This is a genomic window from uncultured Castellaniella sp., assembly GCF_937988725.1.
Lineage (GTDB): Bacteria > Pseudomonadota > Gammaproteobacteria > Burkholderiales > Burkholderiaceae_B > Castellaniella.
In genome coordinates this window covers 1020609-1042327 of sequence record NZ_CALKHS010000010.1, presented here as the reverse complement: position 1 = coordinate 1042327, position 21719 = coordinate 1020609, and the positions used below count along the sequence as shown (strand labels likewise).

General features: G+C 67.4%; 15 protein-coding genes. 6 read left to right on the top strand and 9 right to left on the bottom strand.

Annotated features, from left to right (window positions below):
- Positions 1–392 precede the first annotated feature (392 nt).
- Both Q0263_RS15380 and Q0263_RS15375 read right to left on the bottom strand, forming a co-directional pair.
- The gene (locus tag Q0263_RS15380) at positions 393–1757 is read right to left on the bottom strand and encodes a hypothetical protein (protein WP_298018014.1); all 1365 of its coding nucleotides are present in this window, start codon (positions 1755–1757) and stop codon (positions 393–395) included.
- Positions 1758–1759: 2 nt separating this feature from the next.
- Complete coding sequence (locus tag Q0263_RS15375; protein WP_298018011.1) at positions 1760–1981, bottom strand: DUF2249 domain-containing protein; 222 nt, start codon at positions 1979–1981, stop codon at positions 1760–1762.
- 200 nt (positions 1982–2181) lie between these two features.
- On the opposite strand from Q0263_RS15375, the gene Q0263_RS15370 reads away from it, so the two are divergent.
- The 4 genes from Q0263_RS15370 (at position 2182) to Q0263_RS15355 (ending at position 6368) form a co-directional block, all read left to right on the top strand.
- A complete protein-coding gene (locus tag Q0263_RS15370) occupies positions 2182–3237 on the top strand; it encodes a peptidase U32 family protein (protein WP_298018008.1) in 1056 nt (351 codons plus the stop codon).
- Positions 3238–3315: 78 nt separating this feature from the next.
- Positions 3316–4329 (top strand): U32 family peptidase, encoded by a 1014-nt coding sequence (locus Q0263_RS15365; protein ID WP_298018005.1) that lies wholly within the window; start codon positions 3316–3318, stop codon positions 4327–4329.
- Between the two features lie 42 nt (positions 4330–4371).
- Positions 4372–4878 carry an SCP2 sterol-binding domain-containing protein gene (locus Q0263_RS15360; RefSeq protein ID WP_298018003.1) on the top strand — a complete coding sequence of 169 codons (507 nt, stop codon included), beginning with the start codon at positions 4372–4374 and terminating at the stop codon, positions 4876–4878.
- Between the two features lie 170 nt (positions 4879–5048).
- On the top strand, positions 5049–6368 hold the full coding sequence (locus Q0263_RS15355; protein ID WP_298018001.1) for a D-serine ammonia-lyase: 1320 nt from the start codon (positions 5049–5051) through the stop codon (positions 6366–6368).
- A gap of 9 nt (positions 6369–6377) precedes the next feature.
- On the opposite strand, the gene Q0263_RS15350 is transcribed toward Q0263_RS15355, so the two are convergent.
- The 7 genes from Q0263_RS15350 to Q0263_RS15320 all read right to left on the bottom strand — a co-directional run bounded on the left by Q0263_RS15350 (position 6378) and on the right by Q0263_RS15320 (position 12427).
- A complete protein-coding gene (locus Q0263_RS15350; RefSeq protein WP_298017998.1) occupies positions 6378–7115 on the bottom strand; it encodes an anaerobic ribonucleoside-triphosphate reductase activating protein in 738 nt (245 codons plus the stop codon).
- A gap of 12 nt (positions 7116–7127) precedes the next feature.
- On the bottom strand, positions 7128–7310 hold the full coding sequence (nrdD, locus tag Q0263_RS15345; protein WP_298017995.1) for an anaerobic ribonucleoside-triphosphate reductase: 183 nt from the start codon (positions 7308–7310) through the stop codon (positions 7128–7130).
- A 191-nt stretch (positions 7311–7501) separates the two neighbouring features.
- Positions 7502–9265: a ribonucleoside triphosphate reductase gene (locus Q0263_RS15340; protein WP_298017992.1), complete on the bottom strand. Its 1764-nt coding sequence runs from the start codon at positions 9263–9265 to the stop codon at positions 7502–7504.
- Between the two features lie 238 nt (positions 9266–9503).
- Positions 9504–9743: a DUF2249 domain-containing protein gene (locus Q0263_RS15335; protein WP_043681763.1), complete on the bottom strand. Its 240-nt coding sequence runs from the start codon at positions 9741–9743 to the stop codon at positions 9504–9506.
- A gap of 208 nt (positions 9744–9951) precedes the next feature.
- Positions 9952–10146, bottom strand: a complete 195-nt coding sequence (locus Q0263_RS15330) for an oxidoreductase-like domain-containing protein (RefSeq protein WP_298017989.1) — start codon at positions 10144–10146, stop codon at positions 9952–9954.
- Positions 10147–10251: 105 nt separating this feature from the next.
- A complete protein-coding gene (locus Q0263_RS15325; RefSeq protein WP_298017986.1) occupies positions 10252–11082 on the bottom strand; it encodes a class II glutamine amidotransferase in 831 nt (276 codons plus the stop codon).
- A 193-nt stretch (positions 11083–11275) separates the two neighbouring features.
- Entirely contained in the window at positions 11276–12427 is a 1152-nt protein-coding gene (locus Q0263_RS15320) for a cytochrome P450 (RefSeq protein WP_298017983.1), read from the bottom strand.
- 381 nt (positions 12428–12808) lie between these two features.
- Between Q0263_RS15320 and Q0263_RS15315 the strand changes: the two genes are divergently transcribed.
- Both Q0263_RS15315 and Q0263_RS15310 read left to right on the top strand, forming a co-directional pair.
- The gene (locus Q0263_RS15315; RefSeq protein WP_298017980.1) at positions 12809–20383 is read left to right on the top strand and encodes a type I polyketide synthase; all 7575 of its coding nucleotides are present in this window, start codon (positions 12809–12811) and stop codon (positions 20381–20383) included.
- Positions 20383–21708: an aminotransferase class I/II-fold pyridoxal phosphate-dependent enzyme gene (locus Q0263_RS15310; protein WP_298017977.1), complete on the top strand. Its 1326-nt coding sequence runs from the start codon at positions 20383–20385 to the stop codon at positions 21706–21708. Before Q0263_RS15315 ends, Q0263_RS15310 begins: the two co-directional genes overlap by 1 nt.
- Positions 21709–21719: the final 11 nt, after the last annotated feature.

Genomic DNA, 21719 nt, shown 5'->3' with positions numbered 1-21719 from the left:
CGCTGACATCCTTAGTGGTCGGCCTGAAAGCCTTCTATACGTTCCAGCGCTCGTCTAGAGCCGCACCGGTAGGTGGCAGCGGTGTCTTTAGCCGATGTTCGCGAATGACGCTTTTTTAATTGGCATCAGACATTTTGGACGTCGAGCGTCGACGGGCAGGAATCCGCCTGGAGCAGTGACCGAGAAAAGGGTCCAAACTGACCGCTTTTGGCCGCTAACAGCCGCTCATGTAGATCAATCCGAAAAGTTAAAAATTAAACGATGGAAAGTACGGAATGTTCAAAATTGGATGGCCAAGTGGTTCAAATTTCAGTAGCGGATTTATTGTAACGTATTGATTTTCAATGGATGATGGTTCAGTTATCGGTGGCATTCGGCAGCGACCGCCGTCGCTAGCGAGGATCGGCCGAGCTCCGCGCGGCCGCCGCATGATGCGGCAGCGCCGCCATGGCCCGCAGCGTCCTGCGATACAGCCTCAGCGCCCCGCCCAGGTTCCAGGCCAGCAGCGCGGCGCAGGCCAGCAGCAGGGGGCCGGCCGCCTGGCCAGCGGGCGTCCAGCCGGCCGCCGCCAGCGTCCAGGACGACACCATCAGCACATACAGCGCCCAGTGCAGCCGGGCCGGCCGCTCGGGGATGTAGGCGGCCATCTTCGGCAGGACCTTCAGGTACACGCGGGCCTGGCCCGGATCCCGGGACGGGATCACCATGGCATCCTGCGCGTGTTTCCACAGCAGAAAGGGCACGATCTTGTACAGCATGCCGTGGACGATCGCTCCCAGGCCGCCGACGATCAGCAGCACGCCCAGCACCATGGCGGCCTGCGCGGCCTGGCCGTGGCGCAGCCAGACCCAGGCGGGCGCGCAGGCCAGCAGGCTGATCAGGCCGGCGAACCAGAAGAGCGTCGTGGGCTCGGCCGTGGGCCGCTTGCGGGTGGCCAGGCGGTGCAGGGACGCGGCGATCCAGGTGACGTAGGCGCCGGCCAGGAGCAGCTCCACGGTTTCCAGCATCAGGCGTGGCAGGCCGGCGGTCGCGTCCAGCGCCGTCCAGGCCAGCAGCAGGCCGGGGATCAGGAGCGGCAGCCAGCGGGTCAGCGGCTTGGGATAGAGCTCGGTCAGCTGGAAGATCGGCAGCAGTTGAAAGGACATGCCCATCAGCAGCAGCCCGCCCCAGCCGAGCAGGCCCCACAGCACGTGGCCGCCCACCCATTCGGGCAGTGCCAAGCCCAGGCTCAGCGCGGCCGCCATGACCAGGCCCATGGCCACGGCCAGCGCCAGGGCCAGCAGAGCGCCCCGGACAGGCACCAGGATCTCGCGGGCGCCCTTGTAGACCTGGGTTCGGTGCGCCCACAGCGCGCGGCCCAGGGCCGCCAGGTAGAGTCCGAAGGTCAGGCCCAGCAGGATCACGGCGGACGTCCAGGCCCAGGGAGCCCACCACAGGAATCCCGCGGCCAAGGACAGCGTGCCCAGGGTCAGCAGGGCATGGACGGTCCGGGCGACGGCGCGCGCGGGCGTGACGGGCACGTTGCAGGCCACGGCCAGGATCTGGATGAGCGCGCCCAGCATGGCGCTGCCCAGGATGCCCAGGGTCCACAGATGAGTCAGCGCCAGGGCCTGCGCCGTCCAGCGCGACGAGAACGCCTGCGGGCCCGCCCAGGTCGCCAGCAGTCCCGCCAGCAGGCCGAACGCCGGCACGTTCAGGAAGAAGGGCAGCGGCACCCCCAGGGCGGGGGTCTTGTCGAAATCCAGGGCGCGCTGCATGGTCAGGCGATCCAGATCGCGACCTGGAAATGGGTGTCCTCGAAGGTGCATTCGTGCCGGAATCCGTCCCGGTCCAGCATCGCATACAGGGGATAGGGTTCGCGGTCGATCAGCATGTTCAGCCGCTGGCCGGGGGCCAGGTCGGCCAGGGCCTCCAGGCAGTGTTCCAGCGGTTCGGGCGGGGGCAGTCCGCGCACGTCCAGGGTGATGTCGGGCAGAGCCATGCGGGATCCTTTCAAGTCCTCTCAAGTCAAGCCGCTACATTACACGACGGGCGGCCGGCCGCAAGGGAAAACCGCGCGCTCAATACCGATTCCCTTGATGCGAATTAAGGACTTTGTTTCCTGGACGGCGCATAGTGCACGCTGTTGCCGATGGCCTGGCGGCATGCCCCGCCTGCATGGCCGAACCGTCAGGATGCTTCATGTCTGCTCTGCCTTCCTCCACCCGCCCCGGCGTGGTGCCTCGTCACGACCTGTCCAACTTTGAGCTCGTCTGTCCCGCAGGCAGCCTGCCCGCCCTGAAATCCGCCGTGGACGAGGGCGCCGATTGCGTCTATCTGGGTTTCCGGGATACGACCAATGCCCGCAATTTCGCCGGCCTGAATTTCGACGCGGCGGCCATCGCCCAGGGCATCCGCTACGCGCATGACCGGCAGCGCAAAGTCCTGCTGGCGCTCAATACCTACCCGCAGCCCGATGCCTGGCGCCTGTGGCGCGAAGCAGTGGACCGCGCCGCTGACGCGGGCGTGGACGCGATCATCATGGCCGATCCCGGCCTGATGGCCTATACCCGCGACCGCTACCCGGACCTGCGGCTGCACCTGTCCGTGCAAGGCTCGGCCACCAACTACGAAGCCATCCGTTTCTATCACGAACAGTTCGGCGTGGCCCGCGCGGTGCTGCCGCGCGTGCTGTCGGTGGCCCAGGTGCAGCAGGTGTGCGAAAACACACCGGTGGAAATCGAGGTTTTCGGTTTCGGCAGCCTGTGCGTCATGGTGGAAGGCCGTTGCGCCCTGTCGTCCTATGCGACCGGCGAATCGCCCAACACGCACGGGGTCTGTTCCCCGGCCAAGCACGTGCGCTGGCAGCAGACCGACAAGGGCCTGGAATCCCGCCTGAACAACGTGCTGATCGACCGTTACGACGAAGGCGAGAACGCCGGCTACCCCACGCTGTGCAAGGGCCGCTTCGATGTCGCGGGCGAAAACTACTACGCCCTGGAAGAACCCACCAGCTTGAACACCCTGGAACTGCTGCCCCGGCTGATGGCCATGGGGGTGCGGGCCATCAAGATCGAGGGCCGCCAGCGCAGCCCCGCCTATGTGGCGCAGGTCACGCGGGTCTGGCGCCAGGCCATCGATCAGGCGCGCGCCAACCCGGCCCGCTATTCCGTGCATCCGTCGTGGATGGCCGAACTGAACAAGGTCGCCGAAGGCCAGCAGCACACGCTGGGCGCCTATCACCGGCCCTGGAAATAAATTCCGCGCGGGGCGTGCGCCCGGCCTTCATGAAGGACGCCCCGGACCGCCCCGCCCATTGCGTACGAGGAAACCATCATGAAAATCGCCCTGGGGCCCCTGCAATACTACTGGCCCCGCGTCACCACCCTGGAATTCTATGCAGCCGTCTCCGAGTGGCCGGTCGATATCGTCTATCTGGGGGAAACGGTCTGTTCGCGGCGCCACGAGTTGCGCCTGTCCGACTGGATCGAGGTCGCCGACATGCTGGCCCAGGCCGGCAAGACGCCGATCCTGTCGACCCAGGTCCTGCTGGAATCGGGCAATGACCTGAATACCCTGCGCAAGATCACCGAGAACGAAACCTACGGCATCGAAGCCAACGACATGGGAGCCGTGCGCCTGATCCATGAGCGGCTTTTCGCCGCCGGGCCGCCCCAAGGCGAAAAGGGCCCCCTCGGGGGGCAGCAAGCCGCAGGCGCAGCGTGGGGGCGTTTCGTTGCGGGCCCGTTCCTGAACATCTACAGCAAGCCCACCCTGGACGTGATCGCCGCCCAGGGCGCGACCCGCTGGGTCATGCCGCTGGAAATGGGGCGTGCGGGGCTGACGCAGCTGCAACAGGACCGGCCTGCCGGCATGCAAACGGAAGTATTCGCCTACGGCCGCATGCCGCTGGCCTTTTCCGCCCGCTGCTTCACCGCCCGCAACCGCAATTTCCCCAAGGACAACTGCCAGTACGTCTGCATGGACCACCCGGACGGCTTGCTGCTGGAAACCAAGGAATCCCAGGCCTTCCTGACCATCAACGGCATCCAGACCCAGTCGGCGCTGGTCCATACCCTGATCCACGAACTCGATGAGCTGCGGGACCTGGGCGTGGACGTGTTGCGCCTGAGTCCGCAGTCGCAGCACATGGATCAGGTCGTGGCGGCCTTCCGGGCCGTGCTGGACGGGCGGGAATCCGCCGCCGATGCGCATGCCCGGCTGACGCCGCTGATGCCCGCCGGGCCCTGCAATGGCTATTGGCACGACCGCCCCGGGCTGGACATGGTGCTGCCGGGCGACCCGCCCGCGCCGCAGGCCCCCCGAGTCAGGGCGCAGGTTTCCGCATGATGACCGATACTCCGAATTCTTGATCGCCACCCGAGCTTCCGCATGCACAATTCCACCACTCCCGCCTATCGTGTGCCCCAGTCCGTCGCCCAGGCGCTGGAACGCCTGCCCCGGTTCCCGGGCTCGGCGCTGTTCGTCACCGGCCTGAACCTGGTGCTGGCGCGGCATCTGCACCCCGACACCCTGCACATGCTGGAAGGCCGGTCCCTGCGCATCCACGTCGCCGACGCGCATGTCCGCTTCGACTACACCTGGCGCAACCACGCCTTCCGGGCGGCCCGGCACGGCGACGCCGAACCGGACCTGACCATCCGCGCCGACGCGGTGGATTTCTACCGCCTGCTGCAGCGCAAGGAAGATCCCGACACCCTGTTCTTCAGCCGCCGCCTGGTGATCGAAGGCGATACGGAACTGGGCCTGATGGTGAAGAACACGCTGGACTCCATCGACCTGGCGGTGTTTCATCCCAAGGCCGTGCTGCGAGACGTGGCCCGGGCGGCGCGCCTGCGCCTGGGCGGGCGGCTCGCGCCGCAGGGGCCGGCCGCCTGATCCGGCCGGCGGCCTGACGACCGCCATCCCGGGGCCCGTGCGGCGGCCCGCCGCCGTGGCCCGGGCGTGATGAAGGGGCCTCGCCGCTGGCGGGAGCGCATGCCGTGTATCCTGAGCAGGCTTTCGAGCAATGGGCGGGGCGCCGATGCCTCGCCGCACAGGAGCCTTTCATGAACGCAGATATTGCGGCCCGGCATCCGGGCCTGCCCGAGGGGCTGACGCAGCGCCGGCCCCTGCTATGGCTGAATCCAGGCTACGACCCGCAGGCCGACGGCCGCGACGGCCGCCTGGACCCCGCCGTGGCCGAAGCCCGATTCGACCGCTGCGCGGGGCTGCTGGAACAGGTCTTCCCGGAGCTCGAATCCGCCGGGGGCCGCCTGTCTTCGCCGTTGACGCCGATCCCGCGCCTGCGGGACGCGCTGGCGCCGACGTCTCCGGGACTCTGGATGCTCAAGCGGGACGATGCCCTGCCGGTGGCGGGATCCGTCAAGGCGCGGGGCGGCTTCCATGAAATCCTCAGCCTGGCCGAGCGGATCGGCCTGGAGGCCGGCGTGTTGCGGGACGATGCCGACCGGCGCGCCTTGGCCGAGCCCCCGGCCCGGGCCGTGCTGGGCCGGCATGCCGTGGCGGTGGGCAGCACCGGCAACCTGGGCCTGAGCATCGGCCTGATCGGCGCCGGCCTGGGCCTGCGGGCCGTGGTGCACATGTCGGCGGATGCCAAGGAATGGAAAAAGCAGCGCCTGCGGGCGCGGGGCATCGCCGTGGTCGAGCACGCGGGGGATTATGCCGCCGCCGTGGCCGCCGGCCGGGCCATCGCGCAGGCCGATCCCTGGATGCATTTCGTCGACGACGAGCAATCCGAATCGCTGTTCCTGGGCTATGCGGCCGCCGCGCGCGAGCTGCAGGCGCAACTGGGGGCGGCGGGCCGGCCGGTGGATGCGGAGCATCCCCTGTTCGTCTACCTGCCGTGCGGGGTCGGCGGGGCGCCGGGCGGCATCCTGTATGGCCTGAAACGCCTGTTCGGGGCGCACGTCCACGGCTTCTTCGTCGAGCCGACCGGTTCGCCCTGCATGCTGGTGCAGCTGGCGTGCGGCGCGGATCGTCCCGTCTCCGTCTACGACGTGGGTCTGGACAACCGCACCGAAGCCGACGGGCTGGCCGTGGGCCAGGCCTCGCCGCTGGTCGCGCCCCTGATGGCGTCCCTGCTGTCCGGGGTCTTCACCGTGGGCGAGGACACATTCTACGCCGATGCCTGGCGCCTGGAAGACAGGGAAGGCATCTATGTGGAGCCCTCGGCGGCGACCGGCCTGCGCGGGCCGCTGCAGGTGCTGGATACGCCGCAGGGCCAGGCCTACCTGGAACGCCACGGGCTGGCCGCCGTCATGGGCGGGGCCACCCACGTCATCTGGAGCACCGGCGGTTCCCTGGTGCCCGAGGACATCCGCCAGGGATTTCGCCAGCGCGGGCGCCGGGCCGCCGAGGCCGCCTGAGGGCGGCGCTCAGGGCAGCCGGATCTGGAACGCAGGAAACATCGCCGCCAGCGCCGACCGGACGTCTTTGCCCGGCCAGTCCCGCAGCGACTGGCCGCGCGCGTTCAGGTCGGCGTCCGCGCAGCCCTGGGGCCGGAAGATCTGGACGGCGTAGCGCCGCACGCCCAGATCAGCCAGCATCCGGCCCAAGTCCAGCAGTTCGTCGGCGCCGATCAGATCGGGGTGCGCCGTGGTCCGGCATTCGAAATCCACGCCGCTGTCCAGGACGGCTCGCAGGCTGGCCCGGGCCGGCGCGCCGCTGCCGGCGACCTGCGTGATCCGGTCGTAGTGTTCGAAGCCGGCCTTGATGTCCAGGCCGACCCAGTCCACCAGCGGCAGCACCTGGGCCAGGCGGCGCGGGTGCGTGCCCCCGGTGTGCAGGCCGACCTTGTAGCCCAGTTCGCGCGCCTGCCGGATGGCGGCGCCCAGGCCGGGGTCCATGGTGGGCTCGCCGCCGCTGAAGACCACGCCGTCGATCAGGCCGACCCGGCGCTTCAGAAACGCCAGGATGTCGGCCCAGTCGATGGGACTGTCCGCCGTGCGGGGCTGCAAATGCGGGTTGTGGCAGTAGCCGCAGCGCCAGGGGCAGCCCTGCACGAAGACCACGGCGGCCAGCAGGCCGGGGAAGTCCGTGGCCGTGAAGGGCACCAGGCCGCCCGCCTTGAGCGTCCGGGCGCCGCTGCCGGGGGCGATGCGGGCGGCGTGCATGGCGGACCCCGATCAGGCGGTCCGCGCCGCCGGCGCCTGGCCGGCGTGCCGTTCGACGAAGAAGCGGCGCTCGTGGAATTCGCCCTTCTTGCCGATGTTGAAGGACGAGACGGGGCGGTGGTAGCCCATGACGCGGGTCCAGATTTCGCAAGGCTGGCGTTCGGCGTCGTTCAGAGTGATGGATGTGTTGGACATGATGTGCTCCTGAGAGGCTGAGAAAACCGGACCGTGGTCCGGACGGGAAAAAGGGTTGTCGGGCTGGCTGGCGGAGCCGGGGACAGGCATTGGCTTATGGGCGGCGTCCCCCGTTGCAGCGCTTGGTCGGCGAGCCCGGAGACACGCGGCCTTGCCAGCAGGGATCGGGCGATGTGGGCCACCCGCGTCGTTCATGCCGGTACCGCGTGCGCTGCCGCCTTCGCCTGGCTGTGCTGGCGGGCAAGCAGATCGTCGTCGCAGTGCGGGCAGAAGTCGTGCCGACCGGGCAGGTAGCCATGCTTCGGGCAGATGGAAAAAGTCGGCGTGATCGTGATGTAGGGCAGGGAGAAACGACTGAGCGTGCGGCGCACCAGTGTGCGGCAGGCGTCGGCCGAGGACAGCGGTTCGGTCATGTACAGGTGCAGCACGGTGCCGCCCGTGTACTTGCGCTGCAGTTCGTCCTGGCGTTCCAGCGCCTCGAAGGGGTCGTCGGTGAAGCCCACCGGCAGCTGCGAGGAATTCGTGTAGTAGGGCATGTCGTCCGTGCCGGCCTGCAGGATGTCGGGCCAGCGGGCGCGATCCTCTTTCGCGAAGCGATAGGTGGTGCCTTCGGCGGGCGTGGCTTCCAGGTTGTACAGGTGGCCGGTGGATTCCTGGAATTCGATCATGCGGGCGCGGACGTGATTCAGCAGGCGCACGGCGAAGTCGTGGCCCCAGGGGCTGGTCAGGTCGTGCTCGCCGGCCGTGAAGTTGCGGATCATCTCGTTGACGCCGTTGACCCCCAGCGTGGAGAAGTGGTTGCGCAGCGTGCCCAGGTAGCGGCGGGTGTAGGGGAACAGGCCGCCGTCCATCAGGTCCTGGATGACGCGGCGCTTGATCTCCAGGCTTTGCCGGCCCAGGTCCAGCAACTCGTCCAGCCGCGCGAGCAGGGCGGCCTCGTCGCCCCGGTGCAGATAGCCCAGGCGGGCGCAGTTGATCGTCACCACGCCCAGCGAACCGGTCTGTTCCGCCGAGCCGAACAGGCCGTTGCCGCGCTTCAGCAGTTCGCGCAGGTCCAGCTGCAGGCGGCAGCACATGGACCGGATCATGTTGGGCTTGAGTTCCGAATTGATGAAGTTCTGGAAGTAGGGCAGGCCGTACTTCGCCGTCATCTCGAACAGCCGTTCGGCGTTGGGGCTGTGCCAGTCGAAATCCGGCGTGATGTTGTAGGTCGGGATGGGGAAGGTGAAGGCGCGGCCCTTGGCGTCGCCGGCCATCATGACCTCGATGTAGGTCTGGTTGACCATGTCCATTTCGGCCTGCAGCTCGCCGTACGAGAACGGCATTTCCTCGCCGCCGATCACCGGCACCTGGTCGCGCAGGTCCTCCGGGCAGACCCAGTCGAAGGTCAGGTTGGTGAACGGCGTCTGCGTGCCCCAGCGCGAAGGCACGTTCAGGTTGTAGATCAGCTCCTGCATGCACTGGCGCACCTGCTCGTAGCTCATGGCGTCCTTGCGGATGAAGGGCGCCATGTAGGTGTCGAAGGAACTGAAGGCCTGCGCGCCCGCCCATTCGTTCTGCAGCGTGCCCAGGAAATTGACGATCTGGCCCACTGCGCTGGACATGTGGCGCGGCGGGGCGGATTCGACCTTGCCCGGCACGCCGTTCAGGCCTTCGTTCAGCAGCGTGCGCAGCGACCAGCCGGCGCAGTAGCCCGACAGCATGTCCAGGTCGTGGATGTGCAGGTCGCCCTGGCGGTGGGCCTGGCCGATGGCTTCCGGGTAGACGTGGCTGAGCCAGTAGTTGGCGATCATCTTGCCGGAAGTGTTCAGGATCAGGCCGCCCAGGGAATAGCCCTGGTTGGCGTTGGCGTTGACGCGCCAGTCCTGCTGCCGCAGGTATTCGTCGATGGAGCGGATCACGTCGATCTGCGGGACGGGGCGCTGGCCGGCCTGGACGGTGGAATGTGGGTTCATGCTTGGATCTCTATATATTGTGTTTGTGTGAATACTAAACACAACATATGGTGCCATCAAGCATGAGACCTGACTTTCTTCGCTAGGCTTGACCTGAGTTAATCGGCGGGGATGCGGACGGCGTTCCGGGTTCGGTCCGGCGGGGATCGATCGAGGGAGGCGACCGGCGCAAACGGCTTCCGGCGGGCATGAAAAAGCCACCCGGGCGGGTGGCTGGCGGATGTGCGCGGCGGCGCGTTCAGGGCACGATGTGGAAATCGATGACGATTTCTCCCGGGTTGCGGGCCAGGTATTCGAACTGGATGTTTTCGCCGAAATGGTTCTTCAGCTGTTGCAGCAGCGGCAGCGGGTCGTGATCGTTGCAGAAGCGCATGGTTTCACCCGGCTGCAGGGCCGACAGGGCGCCGAAGATGGCGGCGTGCCGGAAGCGCTTGGCGATGCCCCGCGCGTCGAGCGGATAGGTGTTTTCGGCAAACATGGGGATAGCGTCGGAAGCCACGGTGCGTCATTCCTGAAAAGATGAATCGGAAAGTCAGATTATAAAAATGCCGCTCCCCGAAACCGGCAGGAACCCTATGCGCAGCAAGGACTCCCCGCGTGTCGTGACGTCGCGAGGCAAGGCATCGCGGTGAGCGGTCCGCAATCGCGATCACGGGCGGGGGCGTGGCCGGGGACGGCGTGCTGGTTCAGGGGGTGGCGGTGTCTTTCACCTGATCCGGGTGGCGCTCTTCCCAGGCCTTCAGGGCCTGTTGCCAGCTGCGCTTTTCCTCGGCATAAGTGTCGAACACGCAGGGGCAGCAGCCGTTGCCGCAGCATTCGTTCAGATCGGGCTCGATGGGCTCGACCGGGCGCGGATCGTTGTCTGCAGTGGGATCAGTCATGACATCATCATAGGGCATCCGGCCAATGCCCGGCGGAATGCCCCGCACGTCAACGCGGTGTCCGCGCGGGCCGGACCCGGTCGGCGCCGGGGCGGATCCGCAAGGTCACGCGCACGCCAGATTCGCCCGGTTGCTGCGCTGGATGTCCTCGGGGATGTCGATCCGCAGGCTGGATTGCGGACGGCCGTCCACGAACATCATCAGTTCGCCCGCCTGGAAGGCGGTCCAGGTCTCGTTGTCGGTCAGCGGCTTGGTGGTGATGACGGCCACGCAGTCGCCGCGCGCGGTGATGTTGGCGAAATCCACGGCCACGTCGGTGTCCACCAGGTGCGCGACCTGGAACGGCCAGGCCCGCACGATGTAGGTCAGCGAGGTGGAGCAGTGCGCCATCATGCAGCGCCCGTTGGACAGCAGGAAATTGAAGACCCCGTAGCGGGTCAGTTCCGTGGTCATGTCCGCCACGGCGGCGAACAGTTCCCGGTCATCGGGTTCGCGCGTGCCGAACCGCGCCCGCAGGCCTTCCATCATGAAGCAGAAGGCGCGTTCGCTGTCGGTCTGGCCGATGGGCAGATAGTCGCCGCGCAGGGGCGGCGCGAAGGACTTCAGGTCGCCGTTGTGGGCGAACAGCCAGTGGCGCCCCCAGAGTTCGCGCACGAACGGGTGGCAATTTTCCAGTTCCAGGGCGCCCTGGGTGGCCTTGCGGATGTGGGCGATGACGTTGCGCGACTTGATCGGGTAGCGCTTGATCAGTTCGGCCACGGGCGACTGGCAGCAGGGCGCGTTGTCCAGGAAGCAGCGCGAACCCCGGTTCTCGTAAAAGGCGATGCCGAAGCCGTCGGCGTGGTGGTCGGTGCCGCCGCCTCGCGCCGCGAAGCCGGTGAAGGAAAACGTGATGTCCGTCGGCGTGGCGCAATTCATGCCCAATAGCTGACACATGGCTGGCAAGCCCCCGTAAAACCAGGGTGTTTTCCACCCCGAATGGTTCATGCCTGAATTGTAGTCTTGCCGGGGCGGATATAACCGCTGCTTGGTATGGGAATCCGTGATGAGCTTATGCCGTGTCCCTTCTTCGCCACGAAATGCGGACGCCGGGCTCCGCATCTCGCGTGGAGCCCGACGCGGGCGGCGCTCAGTGGCGCAGCATCAGGATCGCCTGCCGGTGGCCGCTGGCAGGGTAGATGGCCGGCATGGGCGGGTGTTCGTCGCTGGGTTCCAGCGCCCGGGTGCCGGCCAGCAGGGCCTGGATCATGGCTTCCAGTTCCAGGCGGGCCAGCGGCGCGCCCGGGCAGGCGTGGATGCCCGCCCCGTACAGCAGGTTCAGCGCCGGGTCGCGGTCCAGCCGGAACTCGTCCGGATCGCCGAACACGGCTTCGTCGCGGTTGGCGGACGCCCAGATCAGCGTCAGGCGCTCGCCGGGCTGGATCTCGGCGCCGCCGACTCGCGCCGGACAGGTCGGGGTGCGCCGGTTGGCGATCAGGGGGGCGTGGATGCGCAGGATTTCGTCGTTGGCGGCGCGCACCAGCGAGGGGTCGTGGCGCAGTTGATCCTGCAGCGCCGGATGCGTGGCCAGGTAGTAAGCGATGATGCCGACGCTGGAGGCCATGGTGCCCAGTTCGCCGACGGTCCAGTTGCGCAGGATGCTGACGATCTCGTCCTCGGTCGGGGCGCGGCCGTGGATGGACGCGCGCATCAGGCGGGTCGTCGCGTCGTCGGGCGCCCGGTCGCCCGCCTGGCGGCGTTCCTGGAGCAGATCGCGGATGGTCTGGTCGAATTCGGTGGCCACGGCCGCGATGGCATGCGTGTCGCCCGACAGCGTGGCGACGTTCTTCTTGTGGATCCACTGCCGCAGCGGTTCATGCAGGCTGTCGGGCCAGCCCAGGAAGGCGCACTGCATGCGCAGCGCGAACGGGTGCGCCAGGCCGAACATGATTTCGACGGAGGCGTTGCGCGGCAATGCCGCGACCAGCTCGGCGCAGATGCGGCGGCAGTCCGGTTCGAAGGCCGCCATGCGGTCCGGCCCGAAATAGGGCTCGATCAGGGCGCGCCAGGCCGTGTGTTCGGGCGGGTCCATGCTGTTGGGCACCGAGACATGGCGCGAGGCCTGGCTGCTGAACGTCTCGTGATCCATCAGGATGCGCATGACGTCGGCATGGCGGAACACGGAATGATGCAGATAGTCGCTGTGGGCCACCGGGCAGCGCCGGCGCATCCGGTCGTAGGCGGCGATGGGGTCGGCGAGCACTTCCGGGGCGCGGGGGTCCCAGTCCTGGTGTGGGGTCATGGCTGTTCTTTGGAGGGTCGAGAGGACGGCCTTGGATCAGGTCAGTCCGACTGTAGCACCGGGTAAACCCTGGGTGTGGTCGCGGGCCGCCGGACGGCCGGTTTATCTGGCCGGTGTTTGATTTTTCTCAAGATGCCGGGCCTTTCGGCGGGGACTGCGGTGAGGACAGCACGGTGCCGATCTTCATTGCCCCCACTCTTATAAGCACTATCGTGATTGAAAATATTACCTTTGTAATACAATGCGAGCCAGCGCTTGCCGAACGTGTGACGGCACGGCGGTAGCGTGCCAAAAAGTAACAAACATAACAAAAGTTGTTGGGGAAGTTGTTTGTCAGTCGGGAAAAATCAACAGAAGGGTGATCGTGCGGCTGCGGAAGCCATGCAAGGCGCCATTGCCCTGGTCGGAATGGCGTTCCGGTTCCCGGGCGATTGTCGCGACGAGGCCGGTTTCTGGTCTGCGTTGATGAACCATCGCGATCTGGTCACTGAAATTCCGCCGGAGCGCTGGGCGACATCCGAACTGCAGCATTCCAAACGGGCTGAGCCTGGCCGCAGCATCACGTTCTCGGCCGGGGTGCTGTCGCGCATCGACGAGTTCGATGCCGGCTTCTTCGGCATTTCGCCGCGCGAGGCCGCCTGGCTCGATCCGCAGCAGCGTCTGTTGCTGGAATTGTCCTGGGAAGCCATGGAAAACGCGGGTGTCCCGCCATCGTCCCTGGCCGGGTCGGACTGCGCCGTCTATGTCGGCATTGCAGCCCTGGATTACGGCACACGGGGCCTGGACGATCTGGCAAGCCTCTCTTCCCACTCGATGACCGGCAATACGCTCAGCGTGGCCGCCAACCGTCTGTCCTATGTGTATGACCTGCATGGTCCCTCACTGGCGGTGGATACCGCCTGTTCTTCGTCGCTGGTGGCTTTGCATCATGCCTGCCGCACCATCCAGACGGGCGAAGCATCCTGCGCACTGGTGGGCGGGGTCAATCTGTTGCTGCATCCCTATCCCTTCGTCGGTTTCACCAAGGCGTCGATGCTGTCCGCCACGGGGCGCTGCCGGCCCTTCGATGCGGCGGGCGATGGCTACGTGCGTTCCGAGGGCGGGGCGGTCCTGCTGCTGAAGCCCTACGAGCAGGCCCTGGCCGATGGCGACGACATCCAGGCCGTCATCCTGGCCAGCGGGGTGAACGCGGATGGCGCCCGCAAGACCGGCATCACCATTCCCAGCGCCCAGGGGCAGGCCGATCTGATGCGGGAAGTCCTGTCGCGCAGCGGCCTGGCGGCGGGCGATGTCGATTTCATCGAGGCTCATGGCACCGGCACGGCGGTCGGCGACCCCATCGAGGCCGCCGCCATCGGCCAGGTTTACGGCCAGGGGCATGCCACGCCGCTGCCCATCGGCTCGGTGAAGGCCAATGTGGGCCATCTGGAGGCCGCCTCGGGCATGGCGGGCCTGGTGAAGACCGTGCTGGCCTTGAAGCATCGGGCCCTGCCGGGGGCCATCCATCTGAATACCCCCAATCCGCATATCGATTTTCAGGCATTGAACCTGGAAATTTCCACTCGGGATCGCATGTTGCCGGCGGGCGGGCGGCCGCTGGTTGCCGGGGTGAATTCCTTCGGTTTCGGCGGCGCCAATGCGCATGTCCTGCTGCAGGGGCCGGCGACCGTCGCACCGCAGGCCGCGCCGGCGGATGCCGCCACGCGCTGCCTGCCGCCGCTGCTGTTGTCGGCGCGCAGCGCCCCCGCCCTGGCGGCAATGGCGGGCGGCTACGCGCAGCAACTGGTCGTCCAGGGGCCCGAGGCCTACGACGCCATCGCCTATGGCGCGGCGTTTCGTCGAGACCGCCTGGACAAGGCCCTGATCCTGCAGCCCGCGTCCTTTGCCGATGCGGTGGATCGCTTGCAGGCCTTTGCGGATGACGAGGACTCCACGGCCGTTCTGACGGAGGACACGCTCCCCGAACCCGGCGGCATCGCATTTGTGTATTCGGGCAATGGATCCCAATGGCAGGGCATGGGCCGTCGTCTGCTGGACGAGTCTCCCCGGTTTGCCGCCATCCTGGGCGAACTGGACGCGCTGTTGCAGCCGCTTGCCGGCTTTTCCGTCGTGCATGAACTGCGTGTGTCCACCGAAGAATCCAGGCTGGATGACACCACGGCGGCCCAGCCCTTGCTGTTTGCCGTGCAGGTGGCCGTGACGCTGCTGCTGCGCGAACAAGGCATTGTTCCGCAGGCGGTCACCGGACACAGCGTGGGGGAAATCGCGGCGGCCTGGGCTTGCGGGGCTCTTGGCCTGGAACAGGCGGCCCGGGTGATCTGCGCCCGCAGCCAGGCCCAGGGGCTGACGCGAGGGCGGGGGCGCATGGCCGCCGTCGCGCTGTCGGCCGATGCGCTGGCATCCCTGCTTGCGGAACTCGATCTGGCGGACCGCGTGACCATTGCGGGGTATAACAGCCCGGGTAATCTCACTCTGTCCGGCGACCTGGAAGGCCTGCTGCAAATGCAGGCGCATCTGCAGCCGCAGGGCGTGTTCTTCCGTCTGCTGGACCTGGATTACGCTTTCCATGGCCCTTGCATGGACCCCATCCGCGATCAGGTGCTGCACACGCTGCGGGATCTGGATCCCGGCGCGGCCCGGTCCGCGGTCTTCGTGTCCACCGTCACGGGGGACGCCCTCGAGGGCGTCTGCCTGGATGCGGAATACTGGTGGCGCAATATCCGTGAGCCGGTCCGGTTCCAGGCCGCCTCGCTCTGCCTGGCCCGGCTCGGCTGCCGGGTCTTTCTGGAAGTCGGGCCGCATGCGATCCTGCAGCGCTACCTGACGGAAACGCTGGGCGACGCGGATATTCGGGGCCGGGTGCTGGGCGCCTTGAGTCGCCACGACGATGGCGCGCAGCGGATCCAGCACACCATCGGCCGTTGTCTGTTGCTGTCCGAGCCATCTGTCCTGCAAAGCCGGTTTCCGGCGGCCGGCCGGCGCGTGCGTTTGCCGAATTACCCCTGGCAGCGCGAACGGTACTGGCACCCCCAGACCGGCGAAAGCCTGCTGGCCATCCAGCGGCGGCGTGAGCACCCTTTGCTGGGCTGGCGCCTGCCCGATGCCGACGCCGCCTGGGAAAACACCTTGGATGTCCAGGTCCTGCCCTGGCTGGCCGATCACCGGGTCGGCGGCGCCATCGTCTTTCCCGGGGCGGCCTATGCGGAAATGGCGTTGGCCGCCGGCCGTGCCTGGCGCGGCAAGGCGCCCGTGCTGGAATCGCTGGAGATCCTGGCGCCGATGGTGTTCGATGGCGACCATGCCCGCAGCCTGCGCCTGACCATCCATCCGCGCGACGGCCGTTTCACGATCCAGAGCCGTCAACGCCTGAGTCATGACGAATGGACCTTGCATGCGGCAGGACGGCTGCTGGAATGTTCGGGGCAACTGCCCGATGCGTTTCCACAAGCGCCCGGCGCTGACTTTCGCACGGTCGGGCATGACACGCACTATGCGCTGGCGACCGGGCTTGGCCTGGAATATGGTCCGGTCTTCCAGGGGGTGCAGTCCATCCGCATCCACGACGATCAGCTGGACGCGACGCTGGTCCCGCCGGAGCCGGCCGCATCCGCCGAGTATCTGCTGCATCCTGGCGTGCTGGATCTCTGTTTCCAGGCTTTGATCGCATTCTTCCAGGACGCCATCCAGGCAGGCGATGGCATGGCCATGCTGCCGGTGCGGGTCGGTCGGCTGACGCTGTGCCGGCCCGGACAGGCACAGCGCCTGCGGGTGCGTGTGCTGCGACGCGGGCGCCGATCCGTTCTGGCCGATTGCGAACTGCTCGATGAAAGCGGCGCGCTGCTGGCCCTGGCCGAAGCCTGCCGCTTTCGCGCTGCAGCTCTGAACCCGAACGCCGGCAAGGCCGTTTCGCGCTGGCGGATCGCGTCGCGTCTGAAAGTCCATCCGCAGGACGAGCGGCGGACGGCGATGCCCGCGCCGGCGGATCTCGTCCCGCTGCTGTCCGATCACCTGGCTCCGCTGTGGGATGCTCGCCGACGATGGTTCCGCGAAACCCTGCCGCTGACCGAGATCCTGGTCCTGTCCTTTGCGATGGAGGCCTGCCGGCGACTGGCGCTGCGGGCTGCCGCGCCGGACTGGGCGGCGCTGTTCGACGCGCCTTCGGCCAGTCCTCTGGCGCGCTGGCTTGGCGCGCGCCTGCGCGACGAAGGCCTGCTGGTTCGCCAGGATGATGTGTGGACACTGAGCCGGGATGCCGAATGGCCCCAGGCGGCCGAGCTGTGGCAAAGCCTGCTGCGGGACAATCCAGCCTATTTGCCGCAACTGGCCCTGATGGGCCATTGGGGCCGCCAGCTGCCCGCCCTGCTGCAGGGGCGCCTGGACCCGCTGGCGCTGCGGGATCGCCTGCGCCGTTCCGCCGTGGCGGAAAACCGCTATCAGGACGACCCCACCTATCTGGGCGAGCGCCTGGCGCTGGAAGCCTTGCTGCGGTCCCTGGCGGGCGCGCTGCCCGCCACGCGCAGGCTGCGGGTGCTGGAATGGACGGCCGCACTCAGTGAATTGCCCAAGACGCTGCTGGGCGCTTTGCCCGAAGATCAGGTCGATTATGCGCTGGTGGTCGCCGATGCCGATCTGGCCGATCGCCAGGCGGCCGAGTATCAGGATCAGCCCGCCGTTCGTGTCCTGGCATCGGATGAGGACGCACAGTCCGTCTGGCATGGCCTGGACGCCGCGCGGTTCGATGTGATCATCTACCGCCATAGTTTGCATCTGCTGGCCGACCCTGTTGCCGTCGTGGCCGGTGCGCGTCAGCGGCTGGCGGCGGGCGGCCTGCTGGTGGTCGCCGAGCGCCACGCCGACTGGAGCGCGCATCTGCTGGAAGGCCTGGACCCCGCCTGGTGGCTGAGCGTGCCGGCCGGCGAGGAAGCGGGCGCGGCCGGCGTGGCGCCGCCCGAGGCGCCGCTGTGGCAGCCTGCCGTGTGGCAGCAGTTGCTGCGCGAAGCCGGGCTGGCCGACAGCTTCGTCTGGTGCGAACCGGCTGCCGAGGGGTTGGCCGAAGGCGCGTATCTGGTGATTGCGCGATCCGCCCAGGCTGACGTTGATACCGGCGAAGCCGTCGCGGCTGTCCATGACGCGCTGGTCGACGCCGCTGCGGAAGCGGGCGATCCGGCCGGGGTTTCCGGTGGCTGGCTGCTGCTGGTCGATGAGGCCAGCCGCGCCTTCGGAATGGATCTGTCCAGCCGATTGGGCGCCCAGGGCATGTCCGTGACCGTCTGCGACGTGGTGCCCGATGCGGGTTCATGGGCGCAGTGCGTCTCCATGATCGGCTGGGTGGATGTTGCGGACCAGGCGGCTGGCTCCGCCACGGCCCTGATGGCGTGCGCCCAGACGCTGATGGGCCGGGAAGTCCCGCCGCGTCTCTGGATCGTCACGCGGGGCGGGGCGCTGGGCGATGCTCCGATCGAGGGGGCCGTGCCTTCCCCGGCTCAGGCAGCCCTGTGGGGGTTCGGGCGTGTTCTGATGAACGAGGCGCCCGTCCTGGATTGCACCCTGGTCGATCTGGGTGACGGCGATGTTGATCGCCTGCTGCGCGAGCTGCGTCACCCCGATGGCGCCAACGAGATCCTCTGGCAGGCGGATCGCCGCCAGGTTCTTGTGATGAAGGAAGAGCGCCGCGCTGCGGCGGCCTGCCAGCGCGCGGATCGGTTTCGCCTGGATTTTCATGTGCCGGGCAAGCTGCGCAATCTGGTGTGGCTGCGCGATGCGGAGCGTCCCCTGGATGATCAGGCAGTCGAAGTCCAGACTTGCGCCACGGGCCTGAATTTCCGCGATGTCATGTATCTGATGGGTCTGCTGCCCGACGAAGCGGTCGAGAACGGCTTTGCCGGCGCCAGCCTGGGCCTGGAGTTTTCCGGCGTGGTCAGCCGTGTCGGCGCCGGTGTGCGCGATCTGGCGCCTGGCGATGCCGTCATGGGCTTTGGCCCGTCCTGCTTTGCCAGCCATGTAGTCACGCGCGCCGATGCCGTGGCTCGCGTGCCCGACGGCTGGTCCTTCGAAGCGGCGGCCACCGTGCCCACGGTATTCCTGACCGTGTACTACGCCCTGAAACAGCTGGCGGACCTGCAGCCCGGCGAACGCGTGCTGATCCATGGCGCGGCGGGCGGCGTGGGCATCGCCGCCATCCAGTTGGCCCGTCATCTGGGGGCGGAAGTTTTCGCGACCGCCGGCACAGACGAAAAGCGTGATTTCGTCCACCTGCTGGGCGCCGACCACGTCCTTGACTCGCGCAGCCTGGCTTTCGCCGATCAGATCCGCGCCGCCACCCGGGGGCAGGGCGTGGACGTGGTATTGAATTCACTGGCGGGCGAGGCCATGCGCCGCAGCCTGGACGTCTTGAAGCCCTTTGGCCGGTTCCTGGAACTGGGCAAGCGCGACTTCTTTGAAAACACGCCCCTGGGCCTGCGGCCGCTGCGCAACAACATCAGCTATTTCGGCATCGACGCCGATCAGTTGCTGACTGGCAGACCGGCGCTGGCGGCCCGCCTGTTTGCCGAAGTCATGAGCCTGTTCGCCGATGGCACCCTGGCGCCGCTGCCGTATCGCAGCTTTACCGCCGACCGGGTGGTGGACGCGTTCCGCGTCATGCAACAGGCCCGTCACATCGGCAAGATCGTCGTATCCATGGCCGACGCCCGGCCCGCGATCGATCCCCCCAGGCTGGGCAGCCAGCCGCCTGTGTTCGCGAGCGATGCAAGCTGGTTGATCACGGGAGGACTGTCCGGTTTCGGTCTGGAAACCGCCCGCTGGCTGGCCGCCCGGGGCGTGCGTCATCTGGTGCTGGCGGGACGGCGCGGCATGGATACACCCGGCGCCGCCGAAGCGATCCAGAGTCTGGCTGCCCTAGGCGCGCAGGCCCATGTTCGTGCTTGCGACATCCGCGATGCCGAGGCTGTCCGGAACATGATCGCCGATATCCGCCGGACCCTGCCGCCGCTGCAGGGCGTGGTGCATGCGGCCGCCGTGTTCGACGACCGCCTGGTCAGCCGGATGGACTCAGACAGCATGTGCGGCGTGCTGGATGCGAAGCTGTCCGGCGCCTGGCATCTGCACCAGGCCACGCTGGCCGATCCGATCCGGCATTTTGTGCTGTATGGATCGGTCACGACCGCCATCGGCAACCCGGGCCAGGGCAATTACGTGGCGGCCAACGCGGGCCTGAAAAGTCTGGCGGCGCTGCGGCGCGGCCAGAGCCTGCCCGCCACCTGCATCGCCTGGGGCCCCATCGGGGATGCGGGTTACCTGACCCGTCACGAAGCCGTGCGCGACAGCCTGGAAAATCGCCTGGGCCGACCGCCTCTGACGGCGGCCAAGGCGCTGGATGAACTGGGCCGTGTCCTGAGACAGGGCAACGCCCATGCCATCGTGGCCGATTTCGACTGGAATGTGCTGTCGCGCCTGCTGCCGTCGGCTGACAGTCCGCGGTTTACCGTCTTGAACCGCAACCGCCAGGAGGTCGCGGTGGATAACCAGGACATCCGCAGTCTGATTCAGGGCAAGGATCCAGAAACCGTCGCCCGCATCGTGCAGGAACTGGTGGCGGGAGAAGTCGCTCAGACTCTGTCCATTGCCGCCGACCGTATTGACGCGCACAAGTCCCTGCACGACCTGGGCATGGATTCGCTGATGGCGGTGGAACTGGCGCTGGGCCTGGAACAGCGCTTCGGCATCCAGTTGCCGGTGATGATGCTGAACGATGCGCCCACGGTGGCGGGCGTGGCTGCGCGGATCATCGAACGCCTGACAGGCGACGGCGATGACGATGACGGTTCCACGCCCGGAGCTGCCGGCCTCGTGGCCAGTGTCGTCGGCCGGCACGAATCCGACCTCGACGCCGACGAACTGCGCAGCCTGGAGGCGGAGACCCGGCGGCTGGCGCAAACCGGAACGTCCCTGATCTGATGAGCAAGACTGAATCCAGCGCCCCCGGCAAGTTTCAACTGATCGACCGCATTCTGGGCAAGAAAGCCGGTGGCGGCGAAGCGGCGCAGGCCAACCCGGCCCGCCGCGCGGCTATCCGGCGCGAAATTCCCGAAGCCTGGACCCGCTTCGATCGCCACCCGGCCTACGAAAAAATGCTGGTGTCCAAGGCGGCATCCCAGCGCCTGGGCCTGGACAATCCGTTTTTCCGGGTGCATGAAGGCCAGGCGGGCGCCACCACCCGCATCGGCGGGCGCGACTACATCAACTTCGCCAGCTACAACTACCTGGGCCTGGCCGGCCACCCGCAGGTCGATCAGGCAGCCAAGGAAGCGATCGACCGTTATGGCACCACGGTATCCGCCAGCCGCCTGGTGGCGGGCGAGCGCCCCGTCCAGCGCGATCTGGAACGCGGGCTGGCTCAGGTCTATGGCACGGAAGACTGCGTGGTCTTCGTCAGCGGCCATGCCACCAACGTCAGCGCCATCGGTCACCTGTTCGGCCCCAAGGACCTGATCGTGCATGACAGCCTGATCCACAACAGCGTGCTGATGGGCATCCAGTTGTCGGGTGCTGCCCGTCGTTCCTTCCCTCACAACGACGTCGCCACCCTGGATCGCCTGCTGGCCGAGATCCGTGGCCGGTTCGAGCGCGTGCTGATCGTGGTGGAAGGCATCTACAGCATGGACGGCGACATGCCCGACCTGCCGGCGCTGATCGAGCTCAAGCGCCGCCACCAGGCATTCCTGATGGTGGACGAGGCCCATGCGCTGGGTGTGCTGGGCGAAAAAGGCCATGGCCTGCACGAGCATTTCGGTGTCGACGGCCGGGATGTGGACATCTGGATGGGCACGCTATCCAAGACTCTGTCGGGGTGCGGCGGCTACATCGCCGGCGAACGCGCCCTGGTCGAACAATTGAAATACGCCGCTCCCGGCTTCGTCTACAGCGTGGGCATCGCGCCGCCGATGGCGGCGGCATCGCTGGCGGCGCTGGACCTGATGCGGGCCGAGCCGCAGCGCGTCGCCCAGCTGAAACAGCGGGGCCGGTTCTTTTTGCAGCAGGCCCGCGCGGCCGGCCTGGATACCGGCCTGTCGCAGGGCTATTCGGTGATTCCGGTCATTGTGGGCAGTTCCCTGAAGGCGGTGCGCTTGTCGAACAGCCTGTTCGAACACGGCGTGAACGTGCAGCCCATCATCCACCCCGCCGTCGAGGAAAAGGCCGCCCGCCTGCGGTTCTTCTTGAGCAGCGAGCATACCGAGGCCCAGATCGTCGAGGCGATCGGACTCATCCAGCGATTGATTTAAACAAACCAAGA